Annotated in this window: 17 protein-coding genes; 6 read left to right on the top strand and 11 right to left on the bottom strand. The window is 40.1% G+C overall.

Features of this window, described 5'->3' with window-relative positions; translation table 11 throughout:
- Positions 1-140: 140 nt before the first annotated feature.
- Positions 141-686, top strand: coding sequence for a cysteine hydrolase family protein (locus tag AB3I72_RS05390; protein ID WP_010819088.1), 546 nt, complete (start codon positions 141-143; stop codon positions 684-686).
- A gap of 196 nt (positions 687-882) precedes the next feature.
- On the opposite strand, the gene lrgB is transcribed toward AB3I72_RS05390, so the two are convergent.
- From lrgB to AB3I72_RS05350, 8 genes are all read right to left on the bottom strand, one after another.
- On the bottom strand, positions 883-1,566 hold the full coding sequence (gene lrgB, locus AB3I72_RS05385; RefSeq protein WP_002354830.1) for an antiholin-like protein LrgB: 684 nt from the start codon (positions 1,564-1,566) through the stop codon (positions 883-885).
- Entirely contained in the window at positions 1,563-1,982 is a 420-nt protein-coding gene (gene lrgA / locus AB3I72_RS05380; RefSeq protein WP_002354829.1) for an antiholin-like murein hydrolase modulator LrgA, read from the bottom strand. The genes lrgB and lrgA overlap by 4 nt, the downstream gene beginning before the upstream one ends.
- A gap of 151 nt (positions 1,983-2,133) precedes the next feature.
- Entirely contained in the window at positions 2,134-2,862 is a 729-nt protein-coding gene (locus AB3I72_RS05375) for a LytTR family transcriptional regulator DNA-binding domain-containing protein (protein ID WP_347495628.1), read from the bottom strand.
- Entirely contained in the window at positions 2,843-4,612 is a 1,770-nt protein-coding gene (locus AB3I72_RS05370) for a LytS/YhcK type 5TM receptor domain-containing protein (RefSeq protein ID WP_368023668.1), read from the bottom strand. Before AB3I72_RS05370 ends, AB3I72_RS05375 begins: the two co-directional genes overlap by 20 nt.
- A gap of 91 nt (positions 4,613-4,703) precedes the next feature.
- A complete protein-coding gene (locus AB3I72_RS05365; RefSeq protein WP_002375473.1) occupies positions 4,704-5,522 on the bottom strand; it encodes a MetQ/NlpA family ABC transporter substrate-binding protein in 819 nt (272 codons plus the stop codon).
- A gap of 12 nt (positions 5,523-5,534) precedes the next feature.
- Positions 5,535-6,206 (bottom strand): methionine ABC transporter permease, encoded by a 672-nt coding sequence (locus tag AB3I72_RS05360; protein ID WP_002368484.1) that lies wholly within the window; start codon positions 6,204-6,206, stop codon positions 5,535-5,537.
- The gene (locus tag AB3I72_RS05355) at positions 6,203-6,925 is read right to left on the bottom strand and encodes a methionine ABC transporter ATP-binding protein (RefSeq protein ID WP_242384501.1); all 723 of its coding nucleotides are present in this window, start codon (positions 6,923-6,925) and stop codon (positions 6,203-6,205) included. Before AB3I72_RS05355 ends, AB3I72_RS05360 begins: the two co-directional genes overlap by 4 nt.
- Positions 6,926-7,286: 361 nt before the next feature.
- On the bottom strand, positions 7,287-7,685 hold the full coding sequence (locus tag AB3I72_RS05350; protein ID WP_002419638.1) for an OsmC family protein: 399 nt from the start codon (positions 7,683-7,685) through the stop codon (positions 7,287-7,289).
- 200 nt (positions 7,686-7,885) lie between these two features.
- Between AB3I72_RS05350 and rpsN the strand changes: the two genes are divergently transcribed.
- The 5 genes from rpsN to AB3I72_RS05325 all read left to right on the top strand — a co-directional run bounded on the left by rpsN (position 7,886) and on the right by AB3I72_RS05325 (position 11,118).
- Positions 7,886-8,155 (top strand): 30S ribosomal protein S14, encoded by a 270-nt coding sequence (rpsN, locus tag AB3I72_RS05345; protein ID WP_002354822.1) that lies wholly within the window; start codon positions 7,886-7,888, stop codon positions 8,153-8,155.
- Positions 8,156-8,265: 110 nt separating this feature from the next.
- A complete protein-coding gene (rpmG, locus tag AB3I72_RS05340; protein ID WP_002354818.1) occupies positions 8,266-8,415 on the top strand; it encodes a 50S ribosomal protein L33 in 150 nt (49 codons plus the stop codon).
- 15 nt (positions 8,416-8,430) lie between these two features.
- A complete protein-coding gene (locus tag AB3I72_RS05335) occupies positions 8,431-9,405 on the top strand; it encodes a GTP-binding protein (RefSeq protein ID WP_368023667.1) in 975 nt (324 codons plus the stop codon).
- Positions 9,406-9,439: 34 nt separating this feature from the next.
- Positions 9,440-9,562, top strand: a complete 123-nt coding sequence (locus AB3I72_RS05330) for a putative metal homeostasis protein (protein ID WP_002383181.1) — start codon at positions 9,440-9,442, stop codon at positions 9,560-9,562.
- Positions 9,563-9,582: 20 nt separating this feature from the next.
- Complete coding sequence (locus tag AB3I72_RS05325) at positions 9,583-11,118, top strand: ZinT/AdcA family metal-binding protein (RefSeq protein ID WP_368023665.1); 1,536 nt, start codon at positions 9,583-9,585, stop codon at positions 11,116-11,118.
- A 57-nt stretch (positions 11,119-11,175) separates the two neighbouring features.
- Here the strand turns inward: AB3I72_RS05325 and AB3I72_RS05320 are convergent, their stop codons facing one another.
- From AB3I72_RS05320 to AB3I72_RS05310, 3 genes are all read right to left on the bottom strand, one after another.
- Positions 11,176-12,150 (bottom strand): tRNA dihydrouridine synthase, encoded by a 975-nt coding sequence (locus AB3I72_RS05320; RefSeq protein WP_368023663.1) that lies wholly within the window; start codon positions 12,148-12,150, stop codon positions 11,176-11,178.
- A gap of 187 nt (positions 12,151-12,337) precedes the next feature.
- A complete protein-coding gene (locus tag AB3I72_RS05315) occupies positions 12,338-13,108 on the bottom strand; it encodes an ABC transporter permease (protein WP_002354811.1) in 771 nt (256 codons plus the stop codon).
- A complete protein-coding gene (locus AB3I72_RS05310) occupies positions 13,101-14,036 on the bottom strand; it encodes an ABC transporter ATP-binding protein (RefSeq protein WP_002354809.1) in 936 nt (311 codons plus the stop codon). Before AB3I72_RS05310 ends, AB3I72_RS05315 begins: the two co-directional genes overlap by 8 nt.
- Between the last annotated feature and the right edge of the window lie 148 nt (positions 14,037-14,184).

The raw sequence follows: 14,184 nt of genomic DNA, 5'->3' as shown, positions 1-14,184 counted from the left end.
CAAAATTATAGCATGTTTTTTAGCCAAAGCGTTTATTTTGAAACAGCTTTTTTAGAATTTGATGTACTTTTATCATTTGAAATGCTTTCTTAAAAGCTGTAAAATGAACAAAATGACTTTAACCTTTAGGAGGTTGCCAAATGAAAGCTCTGATTTCCATTGATTATACGAATGATTTTGTCGCCACAGACGGAAAACTAACCACTGGTGCCGCTGGACAAGCCATTGAAACGGCCCTTGTTCAACAAACAAAGCACTATTTTGACAATGGCGATTTTGTGGTTTTTGCCATTGATGGGCATGACCCCCTAGATCACTATCATCCTGAAAATAAACTTTTCCCGCCCCACAATGTCTTAGGAACTGACGGGCGTAATCTGTTTGGCTCGCTAGCTGATTTTTATCAAGCTCACAAAAATGAGGCAAGCGTTTATTGGATGGACAAACGGCACTATTCTGCTTTTAGTGGCACGGATTTGGACATTCGGTTACGAGAACGAGGAATTACAGAGCTTTGTTTAACTGGTGTTTGTACAGATATTTGCGTGTTGCATACGGCTGTCGATGCCTATAATTTAGGCTATCAATTAATGATTCCCGAGCATGCCGTTGCTAGTTTTGATGAACAAGGACACGAATGGGCGTTACGCCACTTTAAACAAACTTTAGGAGCAACCATTCTATAAAAAGACGGGTCAATCCTTCCATGCGCCCTATCTATACTCAAAAAATCGTGTAAACAACACAAAAGAGCCTGGGACAAAAATCCAAAGTGATTTTTGTCCCAGGCTTAAAAATTGATAAACGGCGGGAACAGAATAAGCAGAGACTGCTAGCTGATAGAAATTAGCTACTCATAAAAAAGTGGGGAAGCCCACTTTTTTATAGACCAATGACCGTTGCAAAGAAAGGAACCACTAAAACAGTAACTACACCAACCACTACGACAGAAATACTAGCCATAGCAGCCTCTGTTTCACCCATTTCCATGCCAACTGCCACACCTAGGGCATGTCCGGCCGCACCTAAAGCTAAACCTTTGGCGATTGGATTGTTAATCTTAAACCATTTCAATGCAATTCGACCCAAGGCATAGGTTAGTACACCATTGAAGATTACGGTAAACGCCGTAATAGAAGCAATGCCGCCAACAGTTTGAGAAATAGGTACGGCAATCGCTGTTGTAGCTGCTTGTGGTAAAATTGAGGCCACTAAATGATTATCCATGCCAATCACTTTTCCTGCAAAATAAACAGCCACTAGCGAACCAAAAGAACCAATTGTTAACGCCGTTAAAATTTCTAACCAATATTTTTTCAATACGTCTCTCTTTTTATATAAAGGAATCGCAAACGCTACTGTCGCAGGCTCTAGGAAGAAGCTGATATATTTGCCACCTTCATTGTATTGCTCGTAACTAATTCCTGTTACTTTTAAAACGACAACGCCTAAAATCATCGCAACGAATAATGGCGTAAATAAGAAGAAACCTTTACTTTTTTTAAACAACCAAGTACCTATGCCAAATACAGCTAATGAAATAATAATGCCAACATATGGATTCATGCGCGAACCTCTCCTTTCGCTTTCTTCGTTGCTGCGGGTTCTTTTTCTTTTCGAGCATCTTTCATATGCAATAAAAAGGCGCCCGTCCAACCAGTCGTTGCTAGTAACGCTAGTGTCGCTACTAAAATAACAAAAACAATTTGAACGCCAAATTGTTGCATAATCCCTAAAGAATTAACTAAGGAAATCCCTGAAGGAACAAATAAAAATGTAATAACCGTTGATAAGCTATTACCTAGCCCTTCCACTTGCTCCAATTTAACAACTTTTGTACATAAACCAATGAACAATAACACCATGCCAATTACTGAAGCAGGCATTGGTATTGGAGAAATGAACGCCAAGCCGTTGGCGATTAACATAATAATGGCAAAAACTGCTGCTTGTTGTAAAAATGAATATACTTTCTTTTCCATGCTTCTTCGCTCCCTTTTGTCTGTTTTCTATGGGTTAAGTATATAAAGAAAACGTTTTTTTAAGGGCTTTTTTTCATGAAATGCCAGAATTTCTTCACCAAATGCAAAAATCACCACTTGAAATGCATTCGACATTTCAAGTGGTGATTTTTTAACTTAAGCCAAGTTTTTCTTTAAATTCTTTGACGTATGAACGGCTAACAGGTACTTTTGAGCCGTTGGTTAAAATTACTTGCAACGTGTTATTAAACCACGGCTGGATTTCTTGAATTTTTGTTCGATTCAAGATGAAACTTCGGTGCGTTTTAATAAAGAGCGCGGCAGGTAATTTTTGTTCGATACTGTTGAGGGTCCCTGTCATCTTATAGACCTGTTGATTCACAAAAATGCTCAGTTGCCGTTCTTCGACAGAAACGAGGTAAATATCTTCTGGCGCCACAAGATAAATGCGGTCTTCCCCTTGAATAGGTATTGCTTCAGATTTTGGTCCTTTTTCGGCAGTGTTTTCTGGGACAGCTTGACCCATTTCTTTCGATGCTTTTTCAATGACTTGTGTTATTTTTTCTTCTTCAAAAGGTTTCAAAATATAATCTTTTGCATTCACTTGAAAGGCCTTTAACGCATATTGATCATAGGCGGTTGCAAAGACCAAGTAGGGCGCTTTTTTAAGGTGGGTTAATTTTTCCGCTAAATCAAACCCGCTTTCATCGGTCAAATGAATATCTAAAAATAACAAATCTGGCTTTTGATCCATCATCTCTTCCATTGCCTCCGCCACAGAATCCGCTTCTGCAACGCTCGTCACTTGCGGATGTTGGGAAACAAGATAGCTCAATTCTTCTCGTGCTAAGGGTTCATCATCAACGATTAATACGTGCATCTAATTCCTCCTGTTCCATCGGGATTTCTAAATGAACATGGCTCCCGCCTGTTTCTAAATTTTCAATTAAAAAACAACCTTCTGATCCATAAAGGTTCGCCATTCTGCGGGACAGATTTTCCAGTGCCGTGCCGGTGCCTTTTTCCGAAGTCACTGTTGTCTTTCCTAATAGCAAGCGGCGTTCTTCAGGAATCCCTTGCCCATTGTCATACACATCCACATGTAATTTGTGTTGTTTTGCTTTGACCACTACCCGAACTTGATTGTTCTCCTTCCGGCTGCCGAATGCATGCTTGATGGTATTTTCCACTAACACCTGAATCGCATACGGCGGTACTTTTTCTGAAGCAACCGCTTCTTCCACGTCAAATGTTACTTGATAACGATTTGGAAACCGTGCTTGTTCTAATGACAAATAGGCTTTTACTTGTTCTAGTTCTTGTGAAACTGGGATTGTAGTTTGCACGGCTCCTTGCAAGTTGCCTCGAAAGTATTTACTTAATTGGAGCAATAGTTTCCGCGCTTTTTCACTGTCTTTCCGCATTAATGCGGAAATAGTATTGATGGCATTAAAGAAGAAATGCGGGTTCACTTGCGCTTGCAAGGATTTAATTTCAGCTTCTTTAAGTAATTTTGATTGTACTTCCGCTTCCCCTAATTCAATTTGTGAAGAAAAAATTGTCCCAAGACCTTCTGCTAGCTGCTCCTCGACATGCGTTAACTGCGCTGGATCCGTAAAGTACATTTTTAAGGTGCCAACAATTTGCTGATGGGAAAATAATGGAATCACAATCGCCGCTTGCAACGGACAATTAGGGTCCGAACAACCAACTTCTTCTTTGGCATGCGCGATGGTCATTTGGCCCGTCCGTAACACTTCCCGAGAAAGCTCCGTAATGACTTCTAGCTCTGGAATATGATGGTCGCTACCTGCGCCAACATGAGCTAAAATTTGATGACTGTTTGTCATGCTAATCGCACTGACTTTTGTATAATGCTTAATAATCTCCGCAACTTTTTTGCTGGAATTTTTATTGAGTCCTTCTCGAAAATATGGCAGTGTTTCCGCTGCTAATTCCAAAACATCGTGCGTCTGAACCGCTTTGGCCTGCTCTTCTTGTTTCAATGTCGTCGTTAGAATCGACATAAAAATAAACGTTCCTACGCTATTTAACAAAATCATCGGCAGCGCAATAAAACGAACCAACGTGGCCCCATCCGCTAGATCACCGCTGAAAAAGAAAATAAAAATCATCTGAATCATTTCCATGCACGCTCCGACAATGGCAGAAAAGCCGGCAGACGGAAAAACAGTTTGCTTTGCCATATGGCTCCCTAAAAAACCGGCAATTAAGCCAACAATTAAAGAAGCAGGCACATAAAAAAAACTATGCCCCCCGCCTTGAATAACCCGATGAAAGCCAGCAATTAAACCAACCGTACTGCCGACAATCGGACCACCCACTAATCCAGAAACGCCAATTACTAACGTACGCGTATTCGCAATGGAAGCATTGCTGCTTAAATAGGTTAGTAAATTATTGGGGACAATCTGATTCTTAGCGATTTCGATACCTGTAAAATTAGAAATAATAGCAAATAAACCAAAAATCAAAATCAACTGAACTTTTGAAGACATTTTTTCACGACTTAATAAAACACGCTTAAAATAAGGCACATTCACTAAAAGAAAGGCCAGTAAAATAATTAAGCCCACCCGTTCCATCATTAAAATAAATAATTCGACCACACCGGCACCTCCTTCCTATTAACTATACTATAAATCAAGGAAAAGAAAAAAATGAAGCTTCTCAAAAAAGAGGCTTCATTTTTTCTATTCATTAAAACGCAGGGATATTAGCGCCTTTAGAATTTTTCTTGATGTATTCAGCAACTTCTTTTGTTGTCATCGCTTCTTTTAAAACCTTGATTTTTTCGCTATCTTTTTCGCCTTTACGTGTCACAACTTGCAATGCGTAATGTTTACTTGCTTCTTCATCTTCTAACAAGATCGCATCTTTCGTTGTTAAACCAGCAGGTTCTAAGTAGGCTGGGTAGCAGAACACCATAGCGATGTCTTTTTCATCATAGGCTTTAGCTAAATTCAGTAAATCAATGCTTTCAAAAGTAATGTTTTTAGGATTTTCCACGACATCTGCCACCGTGCCGTTAAAGCCGACACCTTCTTTTAATTTAATCACGCCGTTTGCATTTAAAATTGCTAAAGCACGGCCTTCATTGGTTGGATCGCTAGGAATCCCCACTTTGGCATTTTCAGGTAAATCTTTCGCATCTTGGTATTCTTTTGAATAGAAACCACCAGCAAAATAATAAATCGGTTGCACAGCCACTAAATCAGCTTTTTTCTCTTTGTTAAACATTTCCATAAATGGTTCATGTTGGGCAAAATTGGCATCCGCTTCGTCATGTTGCACGGCATCATTGTAGGCAACATTGTCGCTCACTTCCATAATGTTAATTTTGTACCCTTTTTTCTCAGCTTCTTTCTTGGCAATCTCCAAGATATCTTTTGAAGATTCCAATTGCACGGCAACGGTAATCTCCTTGTCTTCTTTCTGGTCTGCTTGTTTATTTCCCCCACAGGCAGCTAAAATAACTGTTGCAATAACAGCGAATGTTGCTAAATAAAACTTCTTCATTCTTTTGTCCTCCTACTTTCTTTTGTCTAGTTTTTGGGCAATGAAGTTCCCAAGCATTTGTAAAATGAAGACCAGTGCAATCATAATCACAATGGCAACATACATAATACCGTATTCATACCGTTGATACCCGACACGAACTGCAAAATCGCCAATCCCGCCGCCACCAACAACACCCATCACCGTGGAATATGAAACCATACTCACTGTCGTGGTTGTGTAAGCAAGGACTAATCCGCTACGTGCTTCCACCAATAAAAAGTGCCAAATGTATTGGACTTTTGAGGTACCTAACGAATTAGCTAAAAAATAAATTTCTTCTGGAACATCCAACAGCACTTGTTCAACCAAGCGAGCAAAAATCGCGATCGCAACAATACTCAATGGCACAGATGAAGGAATTGGGCCAAACGCCTTTCCTAAAACAGAACGAGTAACTGGAATCAACGCAATCACAAATAATAAATAAGGAAACGAGCGAATAACAGTTACAATGAAATTTAAAACCCAGTATAGCCAAGGTTGATGTCCTTTGACTTTCGGATTAGCCAAAAATAGACCTAATCCTAATGGCAAGCCGACAAGCAAACAGATAGCCATCGAAATCGACATCATAATCCCTGTTTCTTTTAAACCCACCAGCATAGATGGCCAATATTCGGCAAAGGTTTCTGAAAAAGTCATGGGCGCAAACTCCTTTCCACTTTTTCTAAATAGGAAAGCGGTTCTTCCTCATATTGCTGAGGATTATTCAGAAATTCGCCAATTAACTGACCTTTTTCCATCACTAAGATACGATTACATAAGCGCTTCACGGTTTCTAATTCGTGACTGACAAAGAAAATAGTCGGTCGGAATTCCTGATGCGTCTTATGTAATAATCGAACGACACTTTCTGTATTTTCTTCATCTAATGAACTCGTTGCCTCGTCACATAATAACCATTTTGGATTACGGCTCAACGCTCGAGCAATAGAGACACGCTGTTTTTCCCCACCAGAAAGCTGAGCAGGATACGCTTCTGCCTTATGGGCCATATCAACAAACGTTAATAAACGCTCAATTTTTTCAGGCTGTTTCTCTTTTAAAAGTTTCAAAGGCAACGCAACATTATCATAAATTTTCAAATTTTCTAACAAATTGTAATGCTGAAACACCATCCCCATTTGTTGTTGCTGCTGGCGAACTTCTTTTTTAGAGAAGGTTTGAACATTTCTGCCATCAATATGAATCTCCCCTTCACTCGGTTGTTCCATTAAATTCAACAAACGTAACAACGTGGACTTGCCAGAGCCACTTTTCCCAACAATCCCAACGATTTCTCCTGGTTGGACAGAAAAGTGAATATTTTTTAACGCGTGTGTCTCTTGATAGACTTTCGACACATTCACTAACTCAATCATGATTACCTCCTAAAGGCCGACAAACAAACTATAACAACTAAAAAAACTGTATAACAATTAAAGTAATTCTGTGAAACGATTTAAAAAAACTATTACGAATTAAAAAATAACACACGTTTCGAAAAACAGCGTTATATCAGAGATGTAACTACTTACATCATCTACTAAAACAGAAAAAAAAGCAACCTTTTTATTTGTGAAAAAAACACTATCTGTTTTTTGTCTGTATTATTTTGTACAAATGAATTAAAAATTTCCTGTTTCTACAGCTATTTCCCTACGCTCCTCTAAAAAAAGACATTCTCAGAAACGAGGCATCCAAAATGGGAAAAGCGCTCGTAACGATAATGTCTCTAATGGTTTACTTTTTAAAGACAACTGTTTCTTCGACAGTAATTCTTTCAGCCAATGATTGAATCACTGGACAGTTTGGGGAGACAAGCTTCAAACACCGTGTCGCCCGTGCTTGAAAGGCTTCTGGAACAGACACATAAAAGAGAATCGTCACCTGTTTTAATGGTTGTGCGCGTCTCTCTATTTCTCTTGAATACGTGACTTCTATTTTTTCAAACTCAAAGGGAATGTGCGAATTTTCCAAAACGGATTGATACACGTACCCCCCACAAGCGCCAATTGCCGAAACGAGCATTTGAACTGGCGAGTATCCCTCTTCTTTTGCTAACACCCAGCGCGCTGTTTTCGTTTGTAATTCAAATTTTTCCACACCACGAATAATCGTCAAACGTTCTACCATTGCCATCTTCACTCCTTTTTACTCTTTCTTAAAAGATACTACAAAACAGCGCTAAAACAAACATTTCTAACTTCTCAACTTAGCAAGTCCTAAAAAAAACGAAATTCTCACTTGACAAACAACGCAACACCTGATAATATACTTCCGTTCAAATCGTAACAATTACGATTTAGATTTTATAAATCCAAAAAGAAAGGAAGTGCCTTATGGCTAAAAAATCAAAAATTGCTAAAGCAAAAAAACAACAAGCAATGATTGCAAAATATGCGCCTATTCGCCAAGCCTTAAAAGAAGCTGGCGATTATGAAGGTCTTAGCAAATTGCCAAAAGATGCTCATCCAAGTCGCTTAAAACTCCGCGATCAAACAGATGGGCGCCCACGTGGCTACATGCGTAAATTTGGCATGTCTCGGATTCGTTTCCGTGAATTGGCTCACCAAGGCTTGATTCCTGGCGTCAAAAAAGCAAGCTGGTAACTCATTATTTCGATAAAGACAACTAGCGAGGACAGTCGCATTTGGGCTGACCTCGCAGCCCCCTTTATCTTTTATACGCAATTAAAAAAATCAAATTGGAGGACGGTACTATGCGCCAAACCATTACGTTAGCTTGCGCTGAAACTGGCGAGCGCCTTTACTTAACAAGTAAAAACAAACGAAATACACCAGAAAAATTACAGCTGAAAAAATATTCACCAAAACTACGGCGCCGCGCACTTTTCACTGAAGTCAAATAACAGGAGGGAAACTTGATGGGCATTCCAATCACTATTGTTTCTGGCTTTTTAGGCGCAGGAAAAACAACCTTAATTAACCATGCACTTGCGCAATCACCGTTTCCTAAAGAAGAAATTATTATTATTGAAAATGAATTTGGTCAAACAGGCGTTGACCACGCATTACTTTTACAAACCACGGAACGAATTATTCAATTAAATAACGGTTGCATGTGTTGCAGCTTACGAGGAGATCTTCTTGCCTCTTTATCAGCAATCTTAGAAGTGTACCAAGAAGAACAACAACCCATTGCCCAAGTCATTTTAGAAACAACGGGCATTGCTGATCCGCAACCAATCATTCAAACAATTTTAACGACTCCGCACATCAAAAATCATTTCTATATAGACAGTCTCTTAACGGTCGTTGATGGGCATCATTGGCAACAGCAACTTCAAGAAACCGAAGCCATCAAACAACTGGCCTTAGCAGATCGCCTCTTTTTTTCTGTCAAGGAACCAGCAGACAACACTCAGCTACCAACGTTCCAAGAAACCCTTCGTACCATTAATCCTTTTGCTGATATTTTATCCTTTCAAGCCAACGAGCCCCTTTTGGCTAGTGACTTTTTTCAATTAAATAAGTTTACGGCAACACTTACAGAACACGAAATGACTCATTCCCCGCATGAGCACGCCCACGAGCATCATCACCATACCTTTCACTCCCTCACGCTAACGGCGTCCTCAGCCCTCAACGAACCTCTTTTCACTCGTTGGCTTGATTGGTTAATGTATACACATCAGGAAAAGTTATACCGTTTCAAAGGGATTCTCGCCTTACAGGAGCATGCCTTGGCCATTGCCATGCAAGGCGTCAACCAGCAAGTGGCCTTTCAAATGACGAATCAACCCCCTCAAGAAACGACAATTGTTCTGATTGGCAAAGAATTAGAGACAAAAAAAATTCAAGAAACCTTTCAAACCCTCAACAAAATAGCTACTCCGTAAATTATTTTTTTACGAAATGGAGGTTCTATATATAATGGAAAAAACTGACTTATCTAGTGCTTATCGTCGACTGAAAAGTCCCAACATCAAAACACGAAAACGCGCACTTAAAATCATTAAAGAACATAAGCGCAATAAACAAAAGAAAATTGCGTAATTCACTAAAGGAGCACACCTATGAAAAAATTTACTCTTCCCCTGTTAGCCGCCTTATCGCTAATTCTTTTCGGCGCTTGCGGCAGAACAAACACTTCTGATAAAACAGCTGACGGTAAAGAAAAACTATCCATTGTCACGACTTTTTATCCTATGTACGATTTCACTAAAAATATTGTAGGCGATGAAGGAGACGTCAAATTGTTAATCCCTGCTGGTTCTGAACCCCACGATTATGAACCATCCGCCAAAGATATGGCTACCATCCATGATGCGGATGTTTTCGTTTACCACAATGAAAATATGGAATCTTGGGTACCAAAAGCTGCTAAAGGCTGGAAAAAAGGAACCCCGAACGTCATTAAAGGTACCGAAAACATGGTCTTACTTCCTGGCAGTGACGAAGACGGACACGACCATGACCACGAACATGGCGAAGAAGGCCACCACCATGAATTAGACCCGCATACTTGGGTTTCGCCCCATCGTGCCATCCAAGAAGTCACAAACATCAAAGAACAATTAGTCAAACTTTACCCTAAAAAAGCCAAAACATTTGAAACAAACGCAGAAAAATACTTAACAAAATTAACAGCCTTAGACAAAGAGTTCCAAACAGCTTTGAAAGACGCTAAGCAAAAAAGTTTTGTTACCCAACATGCTGCATTTGGTTATCTTGCCTTAGATTACGGCTTAAAACAAGTGCCAATAGCTGGTTTAACACCTGAACAAGAGCCAACAGCAGGGCGCTTGGCAGAGTTGAAAAAATATGTCACAGACAATCAAATTCGCTATATTTATTTTGAAAAAAATGCCAACGATAAAATTGCTAAAACGTTAGCTGACGAAGCGAATGTTCAATTGGAAGTCCTAAACCCGCTAGAAAGTTTGACACAAAAACAAATGGACAATGGCGAAGATTATCTTTCTGTAATGAAAGAAAACTTAACTGCTTTGAAAAAAACAACAGATACAGCCGGGAAAGAGGTTCAGCCAGAAACCTCTGAAAAAACAGAAAAAACCGTGGCTAACGGCTATTTCAAAGACAGTGAGGTGGCTGAGAGAACACTGGCAGATTACGCTGGAAATTGGCAATCCGTCTATCCTTTATTAAAAGATGGCACATTAGACCAAGTCTTCGATTACAAAGCGAAGCTGAAAAAAGATAAAACACCAGCCGAATACAAAACCTACTATGATGCCGGCTATCAAACCGATGTCGACCACATCAACATCACTGATTCCACCATCGAGTTTCTGGTCGATGGCAAACCACAAAAATTCACCTATAAAGCAGCCGGTTATAAAATTTTAAACTATGCAAAAGGCAACCGTGGCGTCCGTTTCCTTTTTGAAACAGACGATGCCAATGCTGGGCGGTTTAAATACGTCCAATTTAGTGACCACAACATCGCACCAACGAAAGCTGCTCATTTCCACATCTTCTTCGGCGGCGATAGCCAAGAAAGTCTGTTCAATGAAATGGACAACTGGCCAACATATTATCCAAACGACTTAAGCAAACAAGAAATTGCCCAAGAAATGATTGCGCATTAAGCATTCAAAAGAGAGGAGGTAGCATTAGCTAAAATGCTACCTCCTCTCTTTTTTTATTTAGTCAAGCACACCATGTTCTGCTTCAAACGTCGCTAACAACTGGCGCACTTCATCCGTTGATTTTGTATTCATTAATTGTGCTCTTAAATCACTGGCACCTGGAAAGCCTTTGACATAAATTTTGAAGAAGCGATGCAGCCCAACGATGGAGCGAGGCACCAATTCTGCATACTTGTCTTGCAAATCCAATTGTAAACGTAACAAGCCCAGTAATTCTTGTGGCGTATGTTTTTTGGGTTCTTTTTCAAAGGCATAAGGATTTTTAAAAATCCCCCGACCAATCATGATGCCATCTACACCATATTGTTCTGCTAATTCTAGGCCCTTTTGACGATCGGGAATATCCCCATTAATCGTAATTGTCGTTTGCGGTGCGACACGGTCCCGAATAGCCATAATTTGCGGAATGACCTCCCAATGGGCATCCACTTTACTCATCTCTTTTCGTGTTCGCAAATGAATGGATAGATTCGCAATGTCTTGCTCTAATAAATGCGTGATCCACGCCTCCATTTCCGCCATTTCAGTAAACCCAATGCGTGTTTTGACACTAACAGGTAAGCCACCTGCTTTGGCGGCGTCAATCAATTCAGCCGCGACTTCTGGGCGCAAAATTAATCCGCTGCCTTTTCCACGCTCAGCCACGTTGGGCACAGGACAGCCCATATTTATGTCTAATCCTTGAAAGCCCATCTCCGCTACGCCGATACTCATTTCACGGAAAAATTCCGGTTTATCCCCCCAAATATGTGCCACCATCGGCTGTTCATCTTCTGTAAAAACGAGGCGCCCGCGCACACTGTCTTTTCCTTCAGGATGACAATAACTATCTGAATTAGTAAACTCTGTAAAAAACACATCTGGTGCTCCAGCTTCTTTCACGACATGACGAAAGACCACATCAGTAACATCTTCCATCGGTGCTAAAACAAAAAAGGGCTTTGGCAATGTTGCCCAAAAATTCTTGCTCATCTTCATATACTCCGTTTCTGATTTTTTCTTTATTTTCAACGACAACTTGTCGACATATTCTGGTGCGAAACATTGCTATTATACAGGGAAATGCACGAAGAATCAAAAAAGCATACTTAGAAACAAGAAAACTGTCTGAATCTGCTCGCTAGAATGAGTGATTCAGACAGTTTAATCTTTTTACGGCTTAACTACGTAAGCCACGCCCTGTTTCTACAAGGTACCAACAAATGCCATATAAAACGACAATAAATAAGATTAAAATGGTCATAGAAATACCAATTGGCACATCTTGAACCCCTAGGAAACCGTAGCGGAACCCAGAAATCATGTAAACAATCGGATTAACTTTTGAGACAGCTTGCCAAAATGGCGGCAACATGGAAATGGCATAGAAAACCCCACCCAAATAGGTTAAAGGCTGTAACACAAAGGTCGGCACAATCGATACATCATCATAGGATTGCGCAAAAATACCATTTAACAAACCAGCTAAAGAAAAAAGAATCGCTGTCATCAATAAAGTCATGATGACCATCAGCCAAGAAACAACGTGCAACGGCACAAAAAATAGAGAAATGATGGTGACTAACGCACCGACCAAAATACTACGACCAACGCCACCAATCACAAATCCCCAAATAATCACATGAGTTGGAACTGGCGCCACGAGAATTTCTTCGATATTTTTCTGGAATTTTTGTGAGAAAAAGGAAGATGAAACATTGGCGTACGAGCTTGTAATGGCTGACATCATAATTAAACCTGGCACGATAAATTCCATATAAGAAAAACCGCCCATGTCGCCAATTCGCCCGCCAATCATTTTCCCAAAAATCACAAAATATAAAGACGTCGTAATCACTGGCGGTACCAGTGTTTGGACCCAAATTCGTAAATAACGGTTGGTTTCCTTCACAGCTAAACTTTTTAAAGCAGTAAAATACAGACTAAACATGTTGATCCTCCCTTTGGTACGTATCCTCAGTAATCTTCAAGAAGAGCTCTTCCAAACGGTTGGACTTATTCCGCATTGACAAAACTTTGATTCCTTGTTGACTTAGCTGTTCAAACAAGTGATTGACTCCTTGGTTTCGTTCCACTTCCACCGCTAACGTTAGCTCGTCCTCAAATACGCTTTGATAGCCTTCAATAACTGGCGCCTGCGTATAAGGTGCTAAATCAAAAATAAACGTTTCAAATTGTAATTTTGCTAACAAGTGCTTCATGCTGGTGTTTTCAATCAATTCACCAGACTGAATAATCCCAATGTTGCGACACAACATCTCAGCTTCCTCTAAGTAATGGGTCGTCAAAATAATCGTGGTTCCCTGCGCATTTAACTCTTGTAAAAAGGCCCACATTTCACGGCGCAATTCAATATCGACACCTGCAGTTGGTTCATCTAAAATCAATAACTTCGGCTCATGCATCAGCGCGCGAGCAATCATCAAGCGACGTTTCATTCCGCCAGAAAGCATTCGAGCCCGTTCGTTCCGTTTTTCCCATAAGTTGGATTGTTTTAAATATTTTTCACTCCGTTTCATGGCTTCTTTACGAGACACCCCATAATAGCCCGCTTGATTGACCACAATCTGTTGGACCGTTTCAAACGGATTGAAGTTAAACTCCTGCGGCACTAACCCAATCTGTTGCTTCGCCCGCACCATTTCCGTATCTAAATCATACCCAAAAATTTTGACTTTCCCCGAAGTCTTATTAACTAACGAGGTCACAATCCCAATCGTCGTTGATTTTCCTGCGCCATTCGGTCCCAAAAGAGCATAAAAATCGCCTTCTTCGACTGTTAAATCAATCCCCCGCAACGCTTCAACACCTGAAGCATACACTTTGCGTAAATCTTGTATCACAAGAGCATCAGTCATTCGTAACTCTCCTTAATGTATAAATATTCATGAGTATTATTGTAACACTTCTCGATAAAAACGGGGGTTATTTTGATTAAATTTCACAGTTTTGCTTAGCTATTTTTCGACAACAAACTAGCCAACGAATAACGTGTTTATTTTGACT

This window comes from Enterococcus sp. GC34 (assembly GCF_040886645.1).
In the GTDB taxonomy this organism is placed as follows: Bacteria; Bacillota; Bacilli; order Lactobacillales; family Enterococcaceae; genus Enterococcus; species Enterococcus faecalis.
This window is presented reverse-complemented; position numbering and strand designations above follow the sequence as displayed.